Origin of the sequence: Pseudomonas sp. LF-5 (genome assembly GCF_037626295.1) — a bacterium.
Lineage (GTDB): Bacteria > Pseudomonadota > Gammaproteobacteria > Pseudomonadales > Pseudomonadaceae > Aquipseudomonas > Aquipseudomonas monsensis.
In genome coordinates, this window is the sequence record NZ_JARKMT010000008.1 from 137,438 (window position 1) to 154,298 (window position 16,861).

Sequence of the window (16,861 nt, forward strand, 5' to 3'; positions counted from 1 at the left end):
GCAATCACGGCGCAGTGTCGGGCAACTGCGCCTTGTCGAGTTTGACCTCAAAACCGTATTGCACGGTATTGAGTTCAGTTCGCTGATAGGTCTCCACGTGCGTTGGATGGCCATAGAAGTAATGCACGCCGAACAGCGCCGGACCTTCCGCACTCGCGTCATGACTGACCGACAGAATCTGTTTCAGGTAGTTGCCGCTGTCGTCTTTGACGAAGAATCGCCAGGCGTTGGCCGGGAACTGTTTCAGGTCGACCACTAGCGTGTTGTTCTTGATCTCCAGGCCTTTGGGCAGCGACTTGGCGTCGTAGGATTTTTTCTCCACGCTGGCGAGAAACAACGGCATCGAACCCACGGCAATCGCCGGGGTTTCCGGGAACAGGTTCAAATCGTAAGTGATGGTCGCCTGCAGCGGATCGACTTGATACGCCTCGGGCGGCAGTTCGATCGGCTCATCGAGTTTGCCGCTGCGTTTCTCGGTGAAGAACGTGACCGGGCTTTCACCCGGGCTGAAATCATCGCCGAGCAGCTCATCGTTGAAGGTCCGCCGGTGAGAGAACTCGATGCGTGCAGCGCTCGGATCCTCCACCGACTGATGGATGCGGATGCCGGCCTTCAACGCTTCCTCGGTGAGGCTCGCGCCCTTGAGCCAGTTCGGCGCCAGATCGTCATAGACCACCACCGCCGGGTCCAGCGGCTGGATGGCTTTTTCCGTGGTGTGCTGACTGAACGTGCGCACCGGCAGGTCCAGCGCCTTGCGGGTCACGGTCGCCGATGAGAAATCGAGCACGCTGACTTCCAGGGTCTCGACAGGGCCGTTGAAGTAGACCTTGTTGTAACGGCGCGGGTGCTGTTGCTCGAAGGCCTGCTGGTCGTCCTCGAGCTGTTTTTCCAGGGTTTCGCTCCAGGTTGTCTGCTGTTGCAGATGCGCCAGTTGTTTCTCGTAGAAGGCCACTTGTGCCGGGCTCTCGTTGATCGAACCGGCGCGCACCAGGTATTGCCCGGTGCTGTCGCGGGCCTGAACGATCAACGGATTGAGCTGTACCCCTTGGACCTCGGGGGCCAGTGGCAGGCTGTTACTGAATTCGACTTCGGCGTAGTTCTTTTCCAGTTTCAGCAGGGTGACGCTGAGGTTGTCGTCGGTGCGAGTCTGGCCGACGTCCTTCTGGCTCAGGTTGAAGCTGAACAGGCGGCGCGGGGTGATGACTTCGACCTTGCCTTGCAGGCTCACCGGTTGCGGCTGGGTTTTCTTGTCCACGTTCAGACCGTCGATGAACGGGTAGGTGACGGTCAGGTCATCGGGGTGGGTGACGTTGGAGCTGGAAGGACTGAGCTGGATGCCCGGGTCGGTTTCCGACCACTCCGGCTGCCAGGCGATCACGCGTTTGTTGCTCAATGTCACCGATTGCCATTCCACGCCATGGGGGAACGGGAAGCCACCGGGAGCGTTGAGGTTGAAGGGGAATACCGGTTGCAGGTCGGTGAGGTAATCGGAGCTGGCGTCCTTGTGCAGCACGAACAGGCCGTTGATGAGCGTATCGACCAGCGCCTGTGGGGAAGGGTAGTGCTTGAGGATGCCGAGGGTGTCTTCGCCGTGGACGGTTTTCAGCTCGGTGCTGTCGAGCTTGAGTCGCGCGCGTTCGAGCAGCAGCAGTGAGCCGCCGAGTTCGGTTACGGCATCCTTGAGTTTCGGGTCGGTAATGGCGTCCAGTGAGTGTTCGAACGTTGCCGTCTTCGCGTCGAGGCTGACCGAGGGTTTTTGCTCTTCGCCGGGAGAGCAGCCACCCAGCAGCAGAGCGAGGCAAATTCCGGCAGTCTTCAACGGTAATCGCACATCCATTTCCAGTCGTCCTGTCCACTTTCGCTAGGCGGTCAATGGTTTGGACAGTAGCAGAAAAAAAATCGCACACACACGCAGGTCGCGGTGATCGGAGGTGCGAGCCGGGCGGTTTCTGGCTGTCACAGCTGGCTGTTATACTCGCCCCCGATTACAACCCCCCCTTGTGTGAGATTCAATGGAACGCTTTTTCGAAAACGCAATGTACGCCTCGCGCTGGCTGCTGGCGCCGATCTACTTCGGCCTGTCCCTCGGGTTGCTGGCGCTGGCACTGAAATTTTTCCAGGAAGTCTTCCACGTCATCCCCAACGTGTTCTCGATGGCCGAATCGGACCTGATCCTGGTGCTGCTCTCGCTGATCGACATGGCGCTGGTTGGCGGCCTGCTGGTGATGGTGATGATTTCCGGTTACGAAAACTTCGTCTCGCAGCTGGACATCGACGACAACAAGGAAAAGCTCAACTGGCTGGGCACCATGGACTCTTCGTCGCTGAAGATGAAAGTGGCGGCGTCGATCGTGGCGATTTCCTCGATCCACTTGTTGCGCATCTTCATGGACGCCAAGAACGTCGATCCCGAGCACCTGATGTGGTACGTGATCATCCACATGACCTTCGTGATCTCGGCGTTCGCCATGGGTTATCTGGACAAGGTCACCAAGCACTGATCATTAATTGATCACTGCCAAAACACCGCCCGTCTGTTGCGAAACAGACGGGCGGTGTCGTTTGTGGCTTGTGCTTTGGTGCGCGCGGGCATATCCCTGTAGAGGTCCTGATTCGCCACTGCGTGAGGTGCGTTCATGAACCTGCAAGAGCTGAATGCGTTTGCCATCGCCAGGAAGGTTGATGAGCTGAACCTGATCTCCATGGAAGGCGGGATTTATCTGCTGGAAGCGCGGATGCACGGGGCGGCGTATCCGTTGAGTGATCTCAAAGGCAACATGCTGACGTTGCGATCAGTGGAGCATGCGCGGGATCTGCTGCATAACTTTCCATTGCTGCCGTTCAACCTTGTACACACCTCGGTGCACGATGAAATGTGCGGCCTGGGTGGCAGCGTTGATGAGAGCCTGAAAGTGCCGCTTGCCTGGCGCTCGGCCCTGTAGGGCCTGCCACACACAGGTTCGGCATCTGTGCTAGTCTGCTCGCCCTTTTGGTTCCGGGCGCGCCGGGACGCGCTGTGCACGCACGGCAAGTCTTGTGGCCGTCCGCACAGCGGAGCAGTGTCATGTCCGAAGTAAATCTGTCCACCGACGAAACCCGCGTCAGCTACGGCATCGGCCGTCAGCTGGGTGACCAGCTGCGCGACAACCCGCCACCGGGTGTCAGCCTGGACGCCATCCTGGCTGGTCTGACCGACGCGTTCGGCGGCAAGCCAAGCCGTGTGGGTCAGGAAGAAATGTCCGCCAGCTTCAAAGTGATCCGCGAGATCATGCAAGCCGAAGCGGCGGCCAAAGCTGAAGCGGCTGCTGGTGAAGGTCTGGCTTTCCTGGCTGAAAACGCCAAGCGTGAAGGCATCACGACCCTGGCTTCCGGCCTGCAATTCGAAGTGCTGACCCAGGGCGAAGGCGCCAAGCCATCCCGTGAAGACACCGTGCGTACTCACTACCACGGCACCCTGATCGACGGCACTGTGTTCGACAGCTCCTACGAGCGTGGCCAGCCTGCTGAATTCCCGGTCGGCGGCGTGATCGCTGGCTGGACTGAAGCCCTGCAACTGATGAATGCCGGCAGCAAATGGCGTCTGTACGTGCCGAGCGAACTGGCTTACGGCGCGCAAGGCGTTGGCAGCATCCCGCCGCACAGCGTGCTGGTATTCGACGTCGAGTTGCTGGACGTTCTGTAATGCCAGGCCTGCCTTGATGGCGGGCTAATGCAGGAGTGAGCCTGCTCGCGATGGTGTCTGTTCAGTCGACTACTCAGTTGCCTGATATGCCACTATCGCGAGCAGGCTCACTCCTACAATTTTTTTGGGGCTTCATATTTCGATCTTGTGATTCAGCTCATGGGTCGGGCGCAAGGCCCGGGCATAGCAGAACAGGAATAGATTGCGCACCAGCTCCTTGAGCACCAGCGGTTCGCTGGAATTCAGGCTGCTGACGTCCAGATCGCCCTGATCCTGCAGCTCATGCAGGGCATCTTCTTCCAGTACCGCACAGACTTCTCCGGTTTCCCGATGCAGGATCCTGAGGTAAGGGTGTGGACGATCCAGCCAGGCGTCGATCAAATAAGTCATGGGTCTCATCTCCTTGAAAGGTTTCAATGAGAATAATTCTTATTCGTCAAATAGCAAGTGCCTATTGGCGGATCGGGATTTTTTCCGGGTAAAGATTGCGTAAGGTCAAAACGGCTGGCGTCTGGCTATTACGTGTGCGTGCAGGGGCAAGGCGGGGAGGGCGAAGCACCATCCCGCGCCGGGCGCGGGATGGCTGACAGCCGGATCAGACTTTTCTGACGAACTCGGATTTGAGCTTCATTGGGCCGATGCCGTCGATCTTGCAGTCGATGTCGTGGTCGCCATCGCACAGGCGGATGTTCTTGACCTTGGTGCCGACCTTGACCACCAGCGAGGTGCCCTTGACCTTCAGGTCCTTGATCACGGTGATGGTGTCGCCATCCTGCAGGACGTTGCCAACCGAATCCTTCTTCACGGCATCATCGGACGCCACTTCAGCTTCGCCGCTGGCCGACCACTCGTGGGCGCACTCAGGGCAGATCAGTTGGGCACCGTCTTCGTAGGTGTATTCGGAATTGCATTTCGGGCAGGGTGGCAACGTGCTCACTAAGGCTCCTTGAGGGATGTGGTTCGCTAAAAGTCGCACATTGTATAAGGTTTTAGCGCTTGGTGGGCAGGCAACAAAAAGCCGCAGGCTTCGGGGGAAGGCTGCGGCTGTTTGATTGCGCGGTAATCAGTGCGTGCGGGCGACCGCAAACTCACTCAATTCAACCAGTGCATCGCGGTACTCGCTGGCCGGCAGCGCATCGAGGCACTTGATTGCACGGGCCACATAATCACGCGCCAGTTGTGCGGTGTAGTCCAGCGAACCCGAGGCTTCCACGGCGATGCGGATGCTTTCCAGGTCTTCGATCCCGCCCTTCTGGATCGCCTGACGCACCAGTGCCGCCTGCTCTGGCGTGCCTTCGCGCATGGTATAGATCAGCGGCAGGGTCGGCTTGCCTTCGGCCAGATCGTCACCGACGTTCTTGCCCAGGGTCTCGGCGTCGCCCTTGTAGTCGAGCAGGTCGTCGACCAGTTGGAACGCCACGCCCAGATGATCGCCGAAGGTGCGCAGGGCTTCGCTCTGCTCGGCAGTCGCGCCCGCCAGTGCGGCGGCGCTGTGGGTCGAGGCTTCGAAGAGCATCGCGGTCTTGCCGCGGATGACTTCCATGTAGGTTTCTTCGGTAGTGCTGGCGTCGCGAACCTTGGACAACTGCAACACTTCGCCTTCGGCGATGATGCGTGTGGCCTGGGACAGGATCTTCATCACCGGCATCGAGCCCAGTTCGACCATCATTTCGAACGAGCGCGAGTACAGGAAGTCGCCGACCAGCACGCTCGGGGCGTTGCCCCACATGGCGTTGGCGGTCGAACGGCCACGGCGCATGCCGGACATGTCGACGACGTCGTCATGCAGCAGCGTTGCGGTGTGCAGGAATTCGATGGTGGCGGCCAGCAGGCGCAGGTCATCGCCTTCGCGGCCCAGGGCCTTGCCACACAACAACACTAATAAAGGACGCAGGCGCTTGCCGCCGGCCGAAGTGATGTAATCGCCGATTTTCGATACCAGCGGCACTCGGGACGTCAGTTGCTTCTTGATGATGCCGTCGACGGCGCTAAAATCGTCCGCCACCGCGCGGTAGAAAGCTTGGGGTTGCATCAGCGAGAGTCGCTCCAGAAGGGTTGCGCGGCATGCTAGGACCCACACCGGGGCCTGTCAAGGCGCGATGGACGGCCACTTGCATGGCAGCGGCAGCTTGCGTACAATCGCGCACCCTGAACTTCCTGGGCAGCACCTGCCTTACGCAATTGCACTTGGGCCGTTCCAGCCCCATGCAGCCATGCCAGCCAATACCTCTTCTTATAAAGAGCTGGGTGAGCAGGATTATCGGAGAAATACCATGTCTTATGCAGTAATCGTTACTGGCGGCAAGCAATACAAAGTCGCCCCAGGTGAATACCTGAAGATCGAAAAACTGGAAGTCGCTACCGGCGAATCCGTTACCTTTGATCGCGTTCTGTTGGTTGCCAATGGCGACGACGTGAATATCGGCGCTCCAGTTGTTGCTGGCGCTACCGTTGTGGCTGAAGTGATCTCCCAAGGTCGTCACGATAAAGTCCGCATCATCAAGTTCCGTCGTCGTAAGCACCACATGAAGCGTATGGGCCACCGCCAGTGGTACACCGAGATCAAAATCACCGGTATTCAGGCTTAATTACAGCCTAATTCCTCACTAGGAGAATTGAACTCATGGCACACAAAAAAGCTGGTGGTAGTACCCGTAACGGTCGCGACTCAGAAGCCAAACGCCTTGGCGTGAAGATGTATGGCGGCCAGGTCATCAAGGCCGGCAACATCATCGTGCGTCAGCGCGGCACCCAATTCCACGCTGGCTACGGCGTTGGCATGGGTAAAGATCACACCCTCTTCGCGAAAATCGAAGGCGTGATCAAGTTTGAAGTAAAAGGCGCCTTCGGTCGTCGTTACGTGAGCGTTGTCGCGGCTTAATCGCGAGATCGCTGGAAGAGCCCTGTCTTGCGACGGGGCTTTTTCGTTTGTGGGGTGAGTCTCTTGCAAAACTGTTTGTATGGGCTGTCGGCGTGCGATGCAGGTCGTGTTTTGGGGTCGCTGCGCTCATTTTTGCAAGAGTCTTATGTCTTGATTGTTTTTCGGCTCGTCCGTATGGCGAGAGGCGTTGAGTTATGAAGTTTGTAGACGAAGTATCGATCCGCGTAAAAGCCGGCGACGGCGGCAATGGCTGCATGAGTTTCCGTCGGGAAAAATTCATTGAAAACGGCGGCCCGAACGGCGGTGACGGCGGTGACGGCGGTTCCATCTACATGATGGCCGACGAAAACCTCAACACCCTGGTGGACTACCGTTACACCCGGCATTTCGATGCCGAGCGTGGCTCCAACGGCGGCAGCACCGACTGCACCGGTAAAAAGGGTGAAGATCTGATCCTGCGCGTGCCGGTCGGCACCACCGTGATCGACTCGGCCACTCAGGAAGTCATCGGCGACCTGACCAAGGCGGGTCAGAAACTGATGGTGGTGCAGGGCGGCTGGCACGGTCTGGGTAACACCCGTTTCAAATCCAGTACCAACCGCGCGCCGCGTCAGACTACACCGGGCAAGCCGGGTGAGCAGCGCGACCTGAAGCTGGAAATGAAAGTGCTGGCTGACGTCGGTCTGCTGGGCTTGCCGAACGCCGGTAAAAGTACCTTTATCCGTTCCGTTTCGGCAGCCAAGCCGAAAGTCGCCGACTACCCGTTCACCACCCTGGTGCCGAACCTTGGTGTGGTCAGTGTCGATCGCTGGAAAAGCTTCGTCATCGCTGACATTCCGGGGCTGATCGAAGGTGCGTCCGATGGTGCCGGCCTGGGCATTCGCTTCCTCAAGCACCTGGCGCGTACCCGTCTGTTGCTGCACCTCGTCGACATGGCGCCGCTGGATGACAGCAGTGCGCCGGATGCGGCTGAAGTGATCGTCAACGAGCTGGTCAAGTTCAGTCCGTCGCTGGCCGAGCGTGATCGCTGGCTGGTGCTGAACAAATGCGACCAGATTCTCGAGGAGGAGCACGAAGAGCGCGTCAAGGAAATCGTTGAGCGCCTGCAGTGGGAAGGTCCGGTCTATGTGATCTCGGCCATCGCCAAAGAAGGCACCGAGCGCCTGACGCGCGACATCATGCGTTATCTGGAAGATCGTGCCGATCGCCTGGCCAACGACCCTGCCTACAAGGAAGAGCTAGCCGATCTCGATCAGCGCATCGAAGACGAAGCCCGTGCGCAGCTTCAGGCGCTGGATGACAAGCGTGCCCTGCGTCGCAGCGGCGTGAAGTCGGTCCATGACATCGGCGACGATGACTGGGACGAAGAAGATGTGGATGATGAAGACGGTCCGGAAATCATTTACGTGCGTGACTGATCTGTTGCGATAAACTTGAACGCCGCTCAATCGAGCGGCGTTTTGGTATCTGGAAATCGATCGTTGGTGACCAATAGCCACGATTAACGTCACGGGCAGCGCTGGGTCGCGCTGTCCTCAAGCTAAGGTTGAAGATGATGCGGAGCAAAGTGACAGGTGCGCAGCGTTGGGTCGTGAAGATCGGCAGCGCTTTGCTGACAGCTGATGGCAAAGGGCTGGATCGTGCGGCTATGAGTGTCTGGGTCGAGCAGATGGTGGCCTTGCATGAGGCTGGCGTCGAGTTGGTGCTGGTGTCCTCCGGGGCGGTGGCGGCCGGCATGAGTCGCTTGGGCTGGACCGCACGACCCAGTGCGATGCACGAGCTCCAGGCGGCCGCAGCGATTGGCCAGATGGGCCTGGTGCAGGCCTGGGAATCAAGCTTTGCCGAGCATGGCCGGCATACGGCGCAGATTCTCCTGACCCACGACGACCTGTCCGACCGCAAGCGTTACCTGAATGCCCGCAGCACCTTGCGCGCCCTGGTCGAGCTGAAGGTCATCCCGGTGATCAACGAAAACGACACGGTGGTCACCGACGAAATCCGTTTTGGCGACAACGATACGCTGGCGGCGCTGGTGGCCAACCTGGTCGAGGCGGATCTGCTGGTGATTCTCACTGATCGCGACGGCATGTTCGATGCCGATCCTCGTAACAACCCGGACGCGCAATTGATCTACGAAGCGCGCGCCGATGATCCGACCCTGGATGCAGTGGCGGGCGGTACCGGCGGTGCGCTGGGGCGTGGCGGCATGCAGACCAAGCTGCGCGCGGCGCGGCTGGCGGCGCGTTCCGGTGCGCACACCATCATTGTGGGTGGGCGTCTTGAGCGTGTGCTCGATCGCCTGAAAGCTGGCGAGCGCATTGGTACGCTGCTGTCGCCTGAGCGTGGCATGCTGGCGGCGCGCAAGCAGTGGTTGGCCGGGCATCTGCAAACCCGCGGCACGCTGGTGCTGGACGAGGGCGCGGTGTCGGCGTTGTCGCAAGGCAACAAGAGTCTGTTGCCGGTGGGGGTCAAGCTGGTGCAGGGCAGCTTCCGTCGCGGCGAAATGGTAGTTTGCGTGGCGCCTGACGGTCGTGAGATCGCCCGGGGTCTGGCCAACTATAGTGCTCTGGAAGCGCAAAAAATCATCGGTCAGTCGTCGGATGCGATTGTCGGCGTGCTGGGCTACATGGCTGAGCCGGAGTTGGTTCACCGTGACAACCTGATTCTGGTCTGAGGAAAACGCGATGCGCATGGCAAAAGGATTGTTGGGTCTGTTGATGGCGTTGCCATTGCTGGCCTCGGCCGAGGAAGTCGGTCAGGTGTCGACGGTGTTCAAGTTCGTCGGCCCGAATGACCGGATCGTGGTGGAGGCCTTCGATGATCCGAAGGTCGATGGCGTGACGTGCTATCTGTCGCGCGCCAAGACTGGTGGGGTGAAGGGTGGTCTAGGGCTGGCGGAAGATCGCGCCGAAGCGTCGATCGCTTGCCGTCAGGTCGGCCCGATCAAGTTCAAGGGTGATCTAAAGGATGGCGATGAGGTGTTCAAGGAGCGCACTTCGCTGGTGTTCAAGACCATGCAGGTGGTGCGTTTCCTCGACAAGAAGCGCAATACGCTGGTGTACCTGGTCTACAGCGATCGCCTGATCGAGGGCAGTCCGCAGAATGCGGTGACGGCCATCCCGATCCTGCCGTGGGTGCCGGTCCAGCAATAACAACGCAAAGCCACTGTAGGAGCGAGCCTGCTCGCGATAGTGGTGTGTCGGTCGAGATCAACTTTGACTGACGCGCCTGTCGCGAGCGGGCTCGCTCCTATATTTTTTCGTGCTGCGTTTCTCAAATTGCAGGCAATAAAAAACCGACCCTGAGGTCGGTTTTTTAATGACTACGTCGCTTAGGCAGCTTCTTTCAGTGCCTTGACGTGGCCATTCAGACGGCTCTTATGACGAGCAGCCTTGTTCTTGTGGATGATGCCTTTATCGGCCATGCGGTCGATAACTGGCACAGCCAGAACGTATGCAGCTTGAGCTTTTTCAGCGTCTTTTGCGTCGATGGCTTTAACTACATTCTTGATGTAGGTACGAACCATGGAACGCAGGCTGGCGTTGTGGCTGCGACGCTTCTCAGCCTGTTTTGCACGTTTTTTGGCGGAAGGTGAGTTGGCCACCGTCGAGCTCCTCGAAAGACTTTTTAGGAAATAGCAAACAAAATAGGCCGCGAATCATGCCGATGAGTTGGAGTCTTGTCAAGGGCACTTCAATCGTTCCGCTAAGTGGTAGGTATAAAGAGGCGGGATATTTATTTCCGGCGCTTGACCTGTAAACTCGCGAGCTTTGGCTCTGTGCTGTTGCGGCGCGGAGTATCGCACAAGTGGGCGCATTGTTCGCCTGCTGTTTATCGACAGGCACACATTCCCTCAATGAATCTGCTCAAATCGTTGGCCGCCGTCAGCTCTATCACGATGCTTTCCCGGATTCTCGGGTTTGTCCGCGACACCCTCATCGCGCGCACATTCGGCGCCGGGATGGCAACGGACGCCTTCTTTATTGCCTTCAAATTGCCCAATCTGTTGCGGCGTATCTTTGCCGAGGGCGCGTTTTCGCAAGCCTTTGTGCCGATTCTGGCCGAATACAAAAGCCAGAAGGGCGAGGAGGCGACACGCACCTTCATTGCCTACGTGTCAGGTCTGCTGACCCTGGTGCTGGCGCTGGTCACCGCGTTGGGCATGATTGCCGCACCGTGGGTGATCTGGGCCACGGCGCCCGGCTTCACCGATACGCCGGAAAAATTCCAGCTCACCTCCGACCTGTTGCGGGTGACGTTCCCCTATATATTGCTGATCTCCCTGTCGTCGCTGGCCGGGGCGATCCTCAATACCTGGAACCGCTTCTCGGTGCCGGCCTTCGTGCCGACGCTGCTCAACGTCAGCATGATCGTGTTCTCGCTGTTCCTGACGCCGTACTTCGATCCACCGGTCATGGCCCTTGGCTGGGCGGTACTGGTCGGTGGTCTGGCGCAGTTGCTCTATCAACTGCCGCATCTGAAAAAGATCGGCATGCTGGTACTGCCGCGCCTGAACCTGCGCGATAGCGGCGTATGGCGGGTGATGAAACAGATGCTGCCGGCCATCCTCGGCGTGTCGGTCAGCCAGATTTCGCTGATCATCAACACCATTTTTGCCTCGTTTCTGGTGGCCGGTTCGGTGTCGTGGATGTATTACGCCGACCGTTTGATGGAGTTGCCGTCCGGCGTACTCGGCGTGGCACTGGGCACAATCCTGTTGCCGACCCTGGCCAAGACCTACGCCAGCAAGGATCGTCATGAGTATTCGCGGATCCTCGACTGGGGTTTGCGCCTGTGCTTCGTGCTGGTGCTGCCGTGTTCGCTGGCGTTGGGCATTCTTGCCGAACCGTTGACCGTTTCATTGTTCCAGTACGGTCAGTTCAGTGGCTTCGATGCCGAGATGACCCAGCGCGCGCTGATTGCCTATTCTGTCGGTTTACTGGGGATTATCGTGATCAAGGTGCTGGCGCCGGGCTTTTATGCGCAACAGAACATCCGCACGCCGGTGAAAATCGCAATCTTCACCCTGGTCTGCACGCAGTTGTTCAACCTGATGCTGATCGGTCCGTTGGCCCATGCCGGTCTGGCCTTGGCGATCAGTGCCGGTGCCTGCCTCAACGCCGGGCTACTGTTCTACCAATTGCGCAAACAGCAGATGTATCAGCCGCAGCCGGGCTGGGCCAAATTCGGTTTCAAACTGGTGGTGGCGGTGGCGGTCATGTCGGCGGTGTTGTTGCTCGGCATGCATTTCATGCCCGCCTGGGATCAGGGGCACATGCTTGAGCGCTTCCTGCGTCTGGGCGCTCTGGTGATTGCGGGCGTGGTGGCGTACTTCGGCATGTTGCTGCTGCTCGGTTTCCGTCTGCGCGACTTCAATCGCAAGGCGTTGAGCTGAGGTTTCATCCTTGAAAGACGGGCGTGGGCCGGCAGTTTTGTCGGCTCGATCACTTTGCGTTACGGTGTCGCCTGTCGTCGGCCGTCGGGTGTGGTTATAATCGACCACTTTATGAGCAAGAAGCGCGTTATGCAGCTGGTTCGAGGCCTCCACAACTTGCGCCCCCAGCATCGGGGCTGCGTCGCCACTATTGGCAACTTTGACGGTGTTCACCGTGGTCATCAGGCTATCCTGGCCCGACTGCGTGAGCGTGCGCTCGAGTTGGGCGTACCCAGCTGCGTGGTGATTTTCGAGCCGCAGCCACGGGAATTTTTCGCTCCCGAGACCGCGCCGGCACGTCTGGCACGCTTGCGCGACAAGCTGCAACTGCTGGCCGCCGAAGGCGTCGACCGGGTCCTGTGCCTGGCGTTCAACCAGCGGTTGAGCAAGCTCAGCGCCAGTGAGTTCGTCGATACCATCCTGGTCGATGGCCTCGGCGTGCAGCATCTGGAAGTCGGCGATGATTTCCGCTTTGGTTGCGACCGCCTCGGCGATTTCGATTTCCTGATTCAGGCCGGACAAGTCCACGGGTTTACCGTGGAAGCCGCACAAACCGTCGAGCTGGACGGCATTCGCGTCAGCAGCACCCAGGTGCGCAACGCGTTGGCCGCCGCCGACTTTGCCTTGGCCGAACGCTTGCTCGGTCGCCCGTACCGGATCGCCGGTCGCGTGCTGCACGGCCAGAAACTGGCCCGGCAACTGGGTACGCCCACTGCCAACATTCAACTCAAGCGTCGTCGCGTGCCGTTCACCGGGGTTTATCTGGTGGATGTGGACATCGACGGCAAGACCTGGCCCGGCGTCGCCAATATTGGCGTCCGGCCCACGGTGCAAGGTGATGGCAAGGCCCACCTTGAAGTTCATCTATTGGATTTTGCCGGCGATCTGTATGACCGGCGTCTGACGGTGGTTTTCCACCAAAAGCTGCGTGAAGAGCAGCGCTTCGCCTCCCTGGAGGCACTGAAAACGGCGATCAACGCGGATGTCGCCGCCGCCCGTGCACTAGCCGCACCTAGCGCCCATCGCTAATGAAGAGCCTTAAATGACCGACTATAAAGCCACGCTAAACCTTCCGGACACCGCCTTCCCAATGAAGGCCGGCCTGCCACAGCGCGAACCGCAGATCCTGCAGCGCTGGGACAGTATTGGCCTGTACGGAAAGTTGCGCGAGATTGGCAAGGATCGTCCGAAGTTCGTCCTGCACGACGGCCCTCCGTACGCCAACGGCACGATCCACATCGGTCACGCACTGAACAAGATTCTCAAGGACATGATCATCCGCTCGAAGACCCTGTCGGGTTTCGACGCGCCGTATGTTCCAGGTTGGGACTGCCACGGCCTGCCGATCGAGCACAAGGTTGAAGTGACCCACGGCAAGAACCTGGGCGCGGACAAGACCCGCGAGCTGTGCCGTGCCTATGCCACCGAGCAGATCGAAGGGCAGAAGACCGAGTTCATCCGCCTCGGCGTGCTGGGCGACTTCGCCAACCCGTACAAGACCATGGACTTCAAGAACGAGGCCGGTGAAATCCGCGCCCTCGCCGAAATCGTCAAGGGCGGTTTCGTGTTCAAGGGCCTGAAGCCTGTGAACTGGTGCTTCGATTGCGGTTCGGCCCTGGCCGAAGCTGAAGTCGAGTACGAGAACAAGAAGTCCTCGACCATCGACGTGGCTTTCCCGATCGCCGACGAAGCCAGACTGGCCGCCGCGTTCGGTCTGCCGTCGCTGAGCAAGCCTGCCTCGATCGTGATCTGGACCACCACCCCGTGGACCATCCCGGCCAACCAGGCGCTGAACGTACACCCGGAATTCAACTACGCCCTGGTCGATATCGGCGACAAGCTGCTGGTCCTGGCTGAAGAGCTGGTTGAATCCTGCCTGTCCCGTTACGGCGTTGAAGGCACCGTACTGGCCATCGCGCCGGGCTCGGCGCTGGAGCTGATCAACTTCCGTCACCCGTTCTACGACCGCCTGTCGCCAGTCTACCTGGCCGACTACGTGGAACTGGGCGCCGGCACCGGTGTGGTTCACTCCGCCCCGGCCTACGGCGTGGATGACTTCGTGACCTGCAAGAAATACGGCATGGTCAACGACGACATCCTCAACCCGGTGCAGAGCAACGGCGTGTACGTGCCGTCGCTGGAGTTCTTCGGCGGCCAGTTCATCTGGAAGGCCAACCCGGCCATCGTCGACAAGCTGACCGAAGTCGGTGCGCTGATGCACACCACCGTCATCGAACACAGCTACATGCACTGCTGGCGCCACAAGACCCCGCTGATCTACCGCGCCACCGCGCAGTGGTTCATCGGCATGGACAAAGAACCGGTCAGCGGCGACACCCTGCGCGTACGCTCGCTCAAAGCCATCGAAGACACCAAGTTCGTTCCGGCCTGGGGCCAGGCGCGCCTGCACTCGATGATCGCCAACCGTCCGGACTGGTGCATCTCCCGTCAGCGCAACTGGGGCGTGCCGATCCCGTTTTTCCTCAACAAGGAAAGCGGCGAGCTGCACCCACGCACCGTCGAACTGATGGAAGAAGTGGCCAAGCGCGTTGAAGTCGAGGGCATCGAAGCCTGGTTCAAGCTCGACGCTGCCGAACTGCTGGGCGACGAAGCGCCGCTGTACGACAAGATCAGCGACACCCTCGACGTCTGGTTCGATTCGGGCACCACGCACTGGCACGTATTGCGCGGTTCGCACCCGATGGGCCACGAGACCGGTCCACGCGCCGACCTCTACCTGGAAGGTTCCGACCAGCACCGCGGCTGGTTCCACTCGTCCTTGCTGACCGGTTGCGCGATCGACAACCACGCGCCATACCGCGAGCTGCTGACCCACGGTTTCACCGTCGACGAGTCCGGCCGCAAGATGTCCAAGTCGCTGGGCAACGTGATCGCGCCGCAGAAAGTCAACGACACCCTGGGCGCCGACATCATGCGTCTGTGGGTCGCGTCGACCGACTACTCCGGCGAAATGGCCGTGTCCGAGCAGATTCTGCAACGCAGTGCGGACGCCTATCGTCGCATCCGTAACACGGCGCGCTTCCTGCTTTCCAACCTGACCGGTTTCAACCCGGCCACCGACCTGCTGCCGGCTGAAGACATGCTGGCGCTGGATCGCTGGGCCGTGGACCGTACCCTGCTGCTGCAACGCGAGTTGCAAGAGCACTACGGCGAATACCGTTTCTGGAACGTCTACTCGAAGATCCACAACTTCTGCGTGCAGGAGCTGGGTGGTTTCTACCTCGACATCATCAAGGATCGCCAGTACACCACCGGCGCCGACAGCAAGGCCCGTCGCTCGTGCCAGACCGCGCTGTTCCACATCTCCGAAGCGCTGGTGCGCTGGATCGCACCGATCCTCGCGTTCACTGCCGACGAGCTGTGGCAGTACCTGCCGGGCGAGCGCAACGAATCCGTCATGCTCAACACCTGGTATGAAGGTCTGACCGAGCTGCCGGAAGGCTTCGAGCTGGGTCGCGCTTACTGGGATCGCATCATGGAAGTGAAGGTTGCGGTCAACAAAGAGATGGAAATCCAGCGTGCGGCCAAAGCCGTCGGTGGCAACCTGCAGGCCGAAGTGACGCTGTTCGCCGAAGACGCGCTGAGCGCCGACCTGGCCAAGCTGAGCAACGAGCTGCGCTTTGTCCTGATCACCTCGACTGCGAGCGTGGCACCTTTCGTTCAGGCACCGGCGGACGCGGTCACCACCGAAGTCAGCGGCCTGAAACTGAAGATCGTCAAATCGGCCTTCGCGAAATGCGCCCGTTGCTGGCACTGCCGCGAAGACGTCGGCGTGAACCCGGAGCATCCGGAAATCTGCGGCCGTTGCGTCGACAACATCAGCGGCGCCGGCGAGGTTCGTCACTATGCCTGATTCCGTTGGCCGTTTCGGACGGTTGAGCTGGCTCTGGTTGAGTTTGCTGGTTCTGGTCATCGACCAGGCCAGCAAGTTCTACTTCGAAAACAAGCTCGAAATGTTCCAGCAGATCGTGATCATTCCCGATTACTTCAGCTGGACCCTGGCCTACAACACCGGCGCGGCGTTCAGCTTCCTGGCTGACAGCTCCGGCTGGCAGCGCTGGCTGTTCGCCCTGATCGCGATTGTGGTCAGTGCGGTGCTGGTGGTCTGGCTCAAACGCCTGGGCCGCAACGATACCTGGCTGGCCGTCGCGCTGGCGCTGGTGCTGGGCGGTGCGCTGGGCAATCTGTATGACCGCATTGCCCTGGGCCATGTGATCGACTTCATTCTGGTGCACTGGCAGAACCGCTGGTACTTCCCGGCATTCAACTTCGCCGACAGCGCTATCACCGTTGGCGCGATAATGCTGGCACTGGACATGTTCAAACCGAAGAAAACCGGAGAAGCCGTTCATGACTGAACAGGTAGTGGCTGAGCAACGCATCGGTCAGAACACGGAAGTCACCTTGCACTTCGCATTGCGCCTGGAGAATGGCGACACGGTCGACAGCACCTTCGACAAAGCCCCGGCGACCTTCAAGGTCGGTGACGGCAATCTGCTGCCGGGTTTCGAAGCTGCACTGTTCGGCTTCAAGGCCGGCGACAAGCGCACGCTGACCGTCGAGCCGGAAAACGCCTTCGGCCAGCCGAACCCGCAAAACGTACAGGTCATCCCGCGTTCGCAGTTTGCCGACATGGAGCTGTCACCGGGTTTGCTGGTGATCTTCAACGATGCGGCCAATACTGAGCTGCCGGGTGTGGTGAAAGAGTTCGACGACGCGCAAGTGACCGTCGACTTCAACCACCCGCTGTCCGGCAAGACGCTGACCTTTGACGTCGAGATCATCAACGTCAAAGCGATCTGACTGACTCTATGAAGTCAAATGTGGGAGCGAGCTTGCTCGC

At 59.6% G+C, this 16,861-nt stretch carries 18 protein-coding genes; 13 read left to right on the forward strand and 5 right to left on the reverse strand.

Annotated elements, in window-relative coordinates:
• Nucleotides 1-4 precede the first annotated feature (4 nt).
• Complete coding sequence (locus PseuLF5_RS21190; RefSeq protein WP_340134713.1) at nucleotides 5-1,837, reverse strand: hypothetical protein; 1,833 nt, start codon at nucleotides 1,835-1,837, stop codon at nucleotides 5-7.
• A gap of 175 nt (nucleotides 1,838-2,012) precedes the next feature.
• Here PseuLF5_RS21190 and PseuLF5_RS21195 point away from each other — a divergent pair, with 175 nt between their 5' ends.
• The 3 genes from PseuLF5_RS21195 to PseuLF5_RS21205 all read left to right on the forward strand — a co-directional run bounded on the left by PseuLF5_RS21195 (nucleotide 2,013) and on the right by PseuLF5_RS21205 (nucleotide 3,682).
• Nucleotides 2,013-2,501: a TIGR00645 family protein gene (locus PseuLF5_RS21195; RefSeq protein WP_003228371.1), complete on the forward strand. Its 489-nt coding sequence runs from the start codon at nucleotides 2,013-2,015 to the stop codon at nucleotides 2,499-2,501.
• Between the two features lie 135 nt (nucleotides 2,502-2,636).
• Nucleotides 2,637-2,942 carry a DUF6482 family protein gene (locus PseuLF5_RS21200; RefSeq protein WP_123464003.1) on the forward strand — a complete coding sequence of 102 codons (306 nt, stop codon included), beginning with the start codon at nucleotides 2,637-2,639 and terminating at the stop codon, nucleotides 2,940-2,942.
• Nucleotides 2,943-3,064: 122 nt separating this feature from the next.
• Nucleotides 3,065-3,682, forward strand: coding sequence for an FKBP-type peptidyl-prolyl cis-trans isomerase (locus PseuLF5_RS21205; protein ID WP_123464005.1), 618 nt, complete (start codon nucleotides 3,065-3,067; stop codon nucleotides 3,680-3,682).
• Nucleotides 3,683-3,814: 132 nt separating this feature from the next.
• Here the strand turns inward: PseuLF5_RS21205 and PseuLF5_RS21210 are convergent, their stop codons facing one another.
• The 3 genes from PseuLF5_RS21210 to PseuLF5_RS21220 form a co-directional block, all read right to left on the reverse strand.
• The gene (locus PseuLF5_RS21210; protein ID WP_123464008.1) at nucleotides 3,815-4,072 is read right to left on the reverse strand and encodes a PA4570 family protein; all 258 of its coding nucleotides are present in this window, start codon (nucleotides 4,070-4,072) and stop codon (nucleotides 3,815-3,817) included.
• A 205-nt stretch (nucleotides 4,073-4,277) separates the two neighbouring features.
• Complete coding sequence (locus PseuLF5_RS21215) at nucleotides 4,278-4,619, reverse strand: zinc ribbon domain-containing protein YjdM (RefSeq protein WP_025108781.1); 342 nt, start codon at nucleotides 4,617-4,619, stop codon at nucleotides 4,278-4,280.
• 126 nt (nucleotides 4,620-4,745) lie between these two features.
• A complete protein-coding gene (locus PseuLF5_RS21220; RefSeq protein WP_123464010.1) occupies nucleotides 4,746-5,714 on the reverse strand; it encodes a polyprenyl synthetase family protein in 969 nt (322 codons plus the stop codon).
• A 241-nt stretch (nucleotides 5,715-5,955) separates the two neighbouring features.
• Between PseuLF5_RS21220 and rplU the strand changes: the two genes are divergently transcribed.
• From rplU to PseuLF5_RS21245, 5 genes are all read left to right on the forward strand, one after another.
• On the forward strand, nucleotides 5,956-6,270 hold the full coding sequence (rplU, locus tag PseuLF5_RS21225; RefSeq protein ID WP_007950961.1) for a 50S ribosomal protein L21: 315 nt from the start codon (nucleotides 5,956-5,958) through the stop codon (nucleotides 6,268-6,270).
• A 35-nt stretch (nucleotides 6,271-6,305) separates the two neighbouring features.
• Nucleotides 6,306-6,563 carry a 50S ribosomal protein L27 gene (rpmA, locus tag PseuLF5_RS21230; RefSeq protein ID WP_003228360.1) on the forward strand — a complete coding sequence of 86 codons (258 nt, stop codon included), beginning with the start codon at nucleotides 6,306-6,308 and terminating at the stop codon, nucleotides 6,561-6,563.
• 194 nt (nucleotides 6,564-6,757) lie between these two features.
• On the forward strand, nucleotides 6,758-7,981 hold the full coding sequence (cgtA, locus tag PseuLF5_RS21235) for an Obg family GTPase CgtA (protein WP_064589260.1): 1,224 nt from the start codon (nucleotides 6,758-6,760) through the stop codon (nucleotides 7,979-7,981).
• A gap of 137 nt (nucleotides 7,982-8,118) precedes the next feature.
• Nucleotides 8,119-9,237, forward strand: coding sequence for a glutamate 5-kinase (gene proB, locus PseuLF5_RS21240; RefSeq protein WP_027612826.1), 1,119 nt, complete (start codon nucleotides 8,119-8,121; stop codon nucleotides 9,235-9,237).
• 10 nt (nucleotides 9,238-9,247) lie between these two features.
• Nucleotides 9,248-9,715, forward strand: a complete 468-nt coding sequence (locus PseuLF5_RS21245; RefSeq protein ID WP_340134714.1) for a CreA family protein — start codon at nucleotides 9,248-9,250, stop codon at nucleotides 9,713-9,715.
• A gap of 179 nt (nucleotides 9,716-9,894) precedes the next feature.
• On the opposite strand, the gene rpsT is transcribed toward PseuLF5_RS21245, so the two are convergent.
• Nucleotides 9,895-10,167, reverse strand: coding sequence for a 30S ribosomal protein S20 (gene rpsT / locus PseuLF5_RS21250; RefSeq protein WP_003228351.1), 273 nt, complete (start codon nucleotides 10,165-10,167; stop codon nucleotides 9,895-9,897).
• Nucleotides 10,168-10,419: 252 nt separating this feature from the next.
• On the opposite strand from rpsT, the gene murJ reads away from it, so the two are divergent.
• The 5 genes from murJ (at nucleotide 10,420) to fkpB (ending at nucleotide 16,821) form a co-directional block, all read left to right on the forward strand.
• Nucleotides 10,420-11,958 carry a murein biosynthesis integral membrane protein MurJ gene (murJ, locus tag PseuLF5_RS21255; protein WP_128616067.1) on the forward strand — a complete coding sequence of 513 codons (1,539 nt, stop codon included), beginning with the start codon at nucleotides 10,420-10,422 and terminating at the stop codon, nucleotides 11,956-11,958.
• 129 nt (nucleotides 11,959-12,087) lie between these two features.
• On the forward strand, nucleotides 12,088-13,026 hold the full coding sequence (ribF, locus tag PseuLF5_RS21260; RefSeq protein WP_340134715.1) for a bifunctional riboflavin kinase/FAD synthetase: 939 nt from the start codon (nucleotides 12,088-12,090) through the stop codon (nucleotides 13,024-13,026).
• Nucleotides 13,027-13,039: 13 nt separating this feature from the next.
• Nucleotides 13,040-15,871: an isoleucine--tRNA ligase gene (gene ileS, locus PseuLF5_RS21265; protein WP_123464017.1), complete on the forward strand. Its 2,832-nt coding sequence runs from the start codon at nucleotides 13,040-13,042 to the stop codon at nucleotides 15,869-15,871.
• On the forward strand, nucleotides 15,864-16,376 hold the full coding sequence (gene lspA / locus PseuLF5_RS21270) for a signal peptidase II (RefSeq protein ID WP_064589254.1): 513 nt from the start codon (nucleotides 15,864-15,866) through the stop codon (nucleotides 16,374-16,376). Before ileS ends, lspA begins: the two co-directional genes overlap by 8 nt.
• Nucleotides 16,369-16,821 (forward strand): FKBP-type peptidyl-prolyl cis-trans isomerase, encoded by a 453-nt coding sequence (fkpB, locus tag PseuLF5_RS21275; RefSeq protein WP_123464019.1) that lies wholly within the window; start codon nucleotides 16,369-16,371, stop codon nucleotides 16,819-16,821. The genes lspA and fkpB overlap by 8 nt, the downstream gene beginning before the upstream one ends.
• Nucleotides 16,822-16,861: the final 40 nt, after the last annotated feature.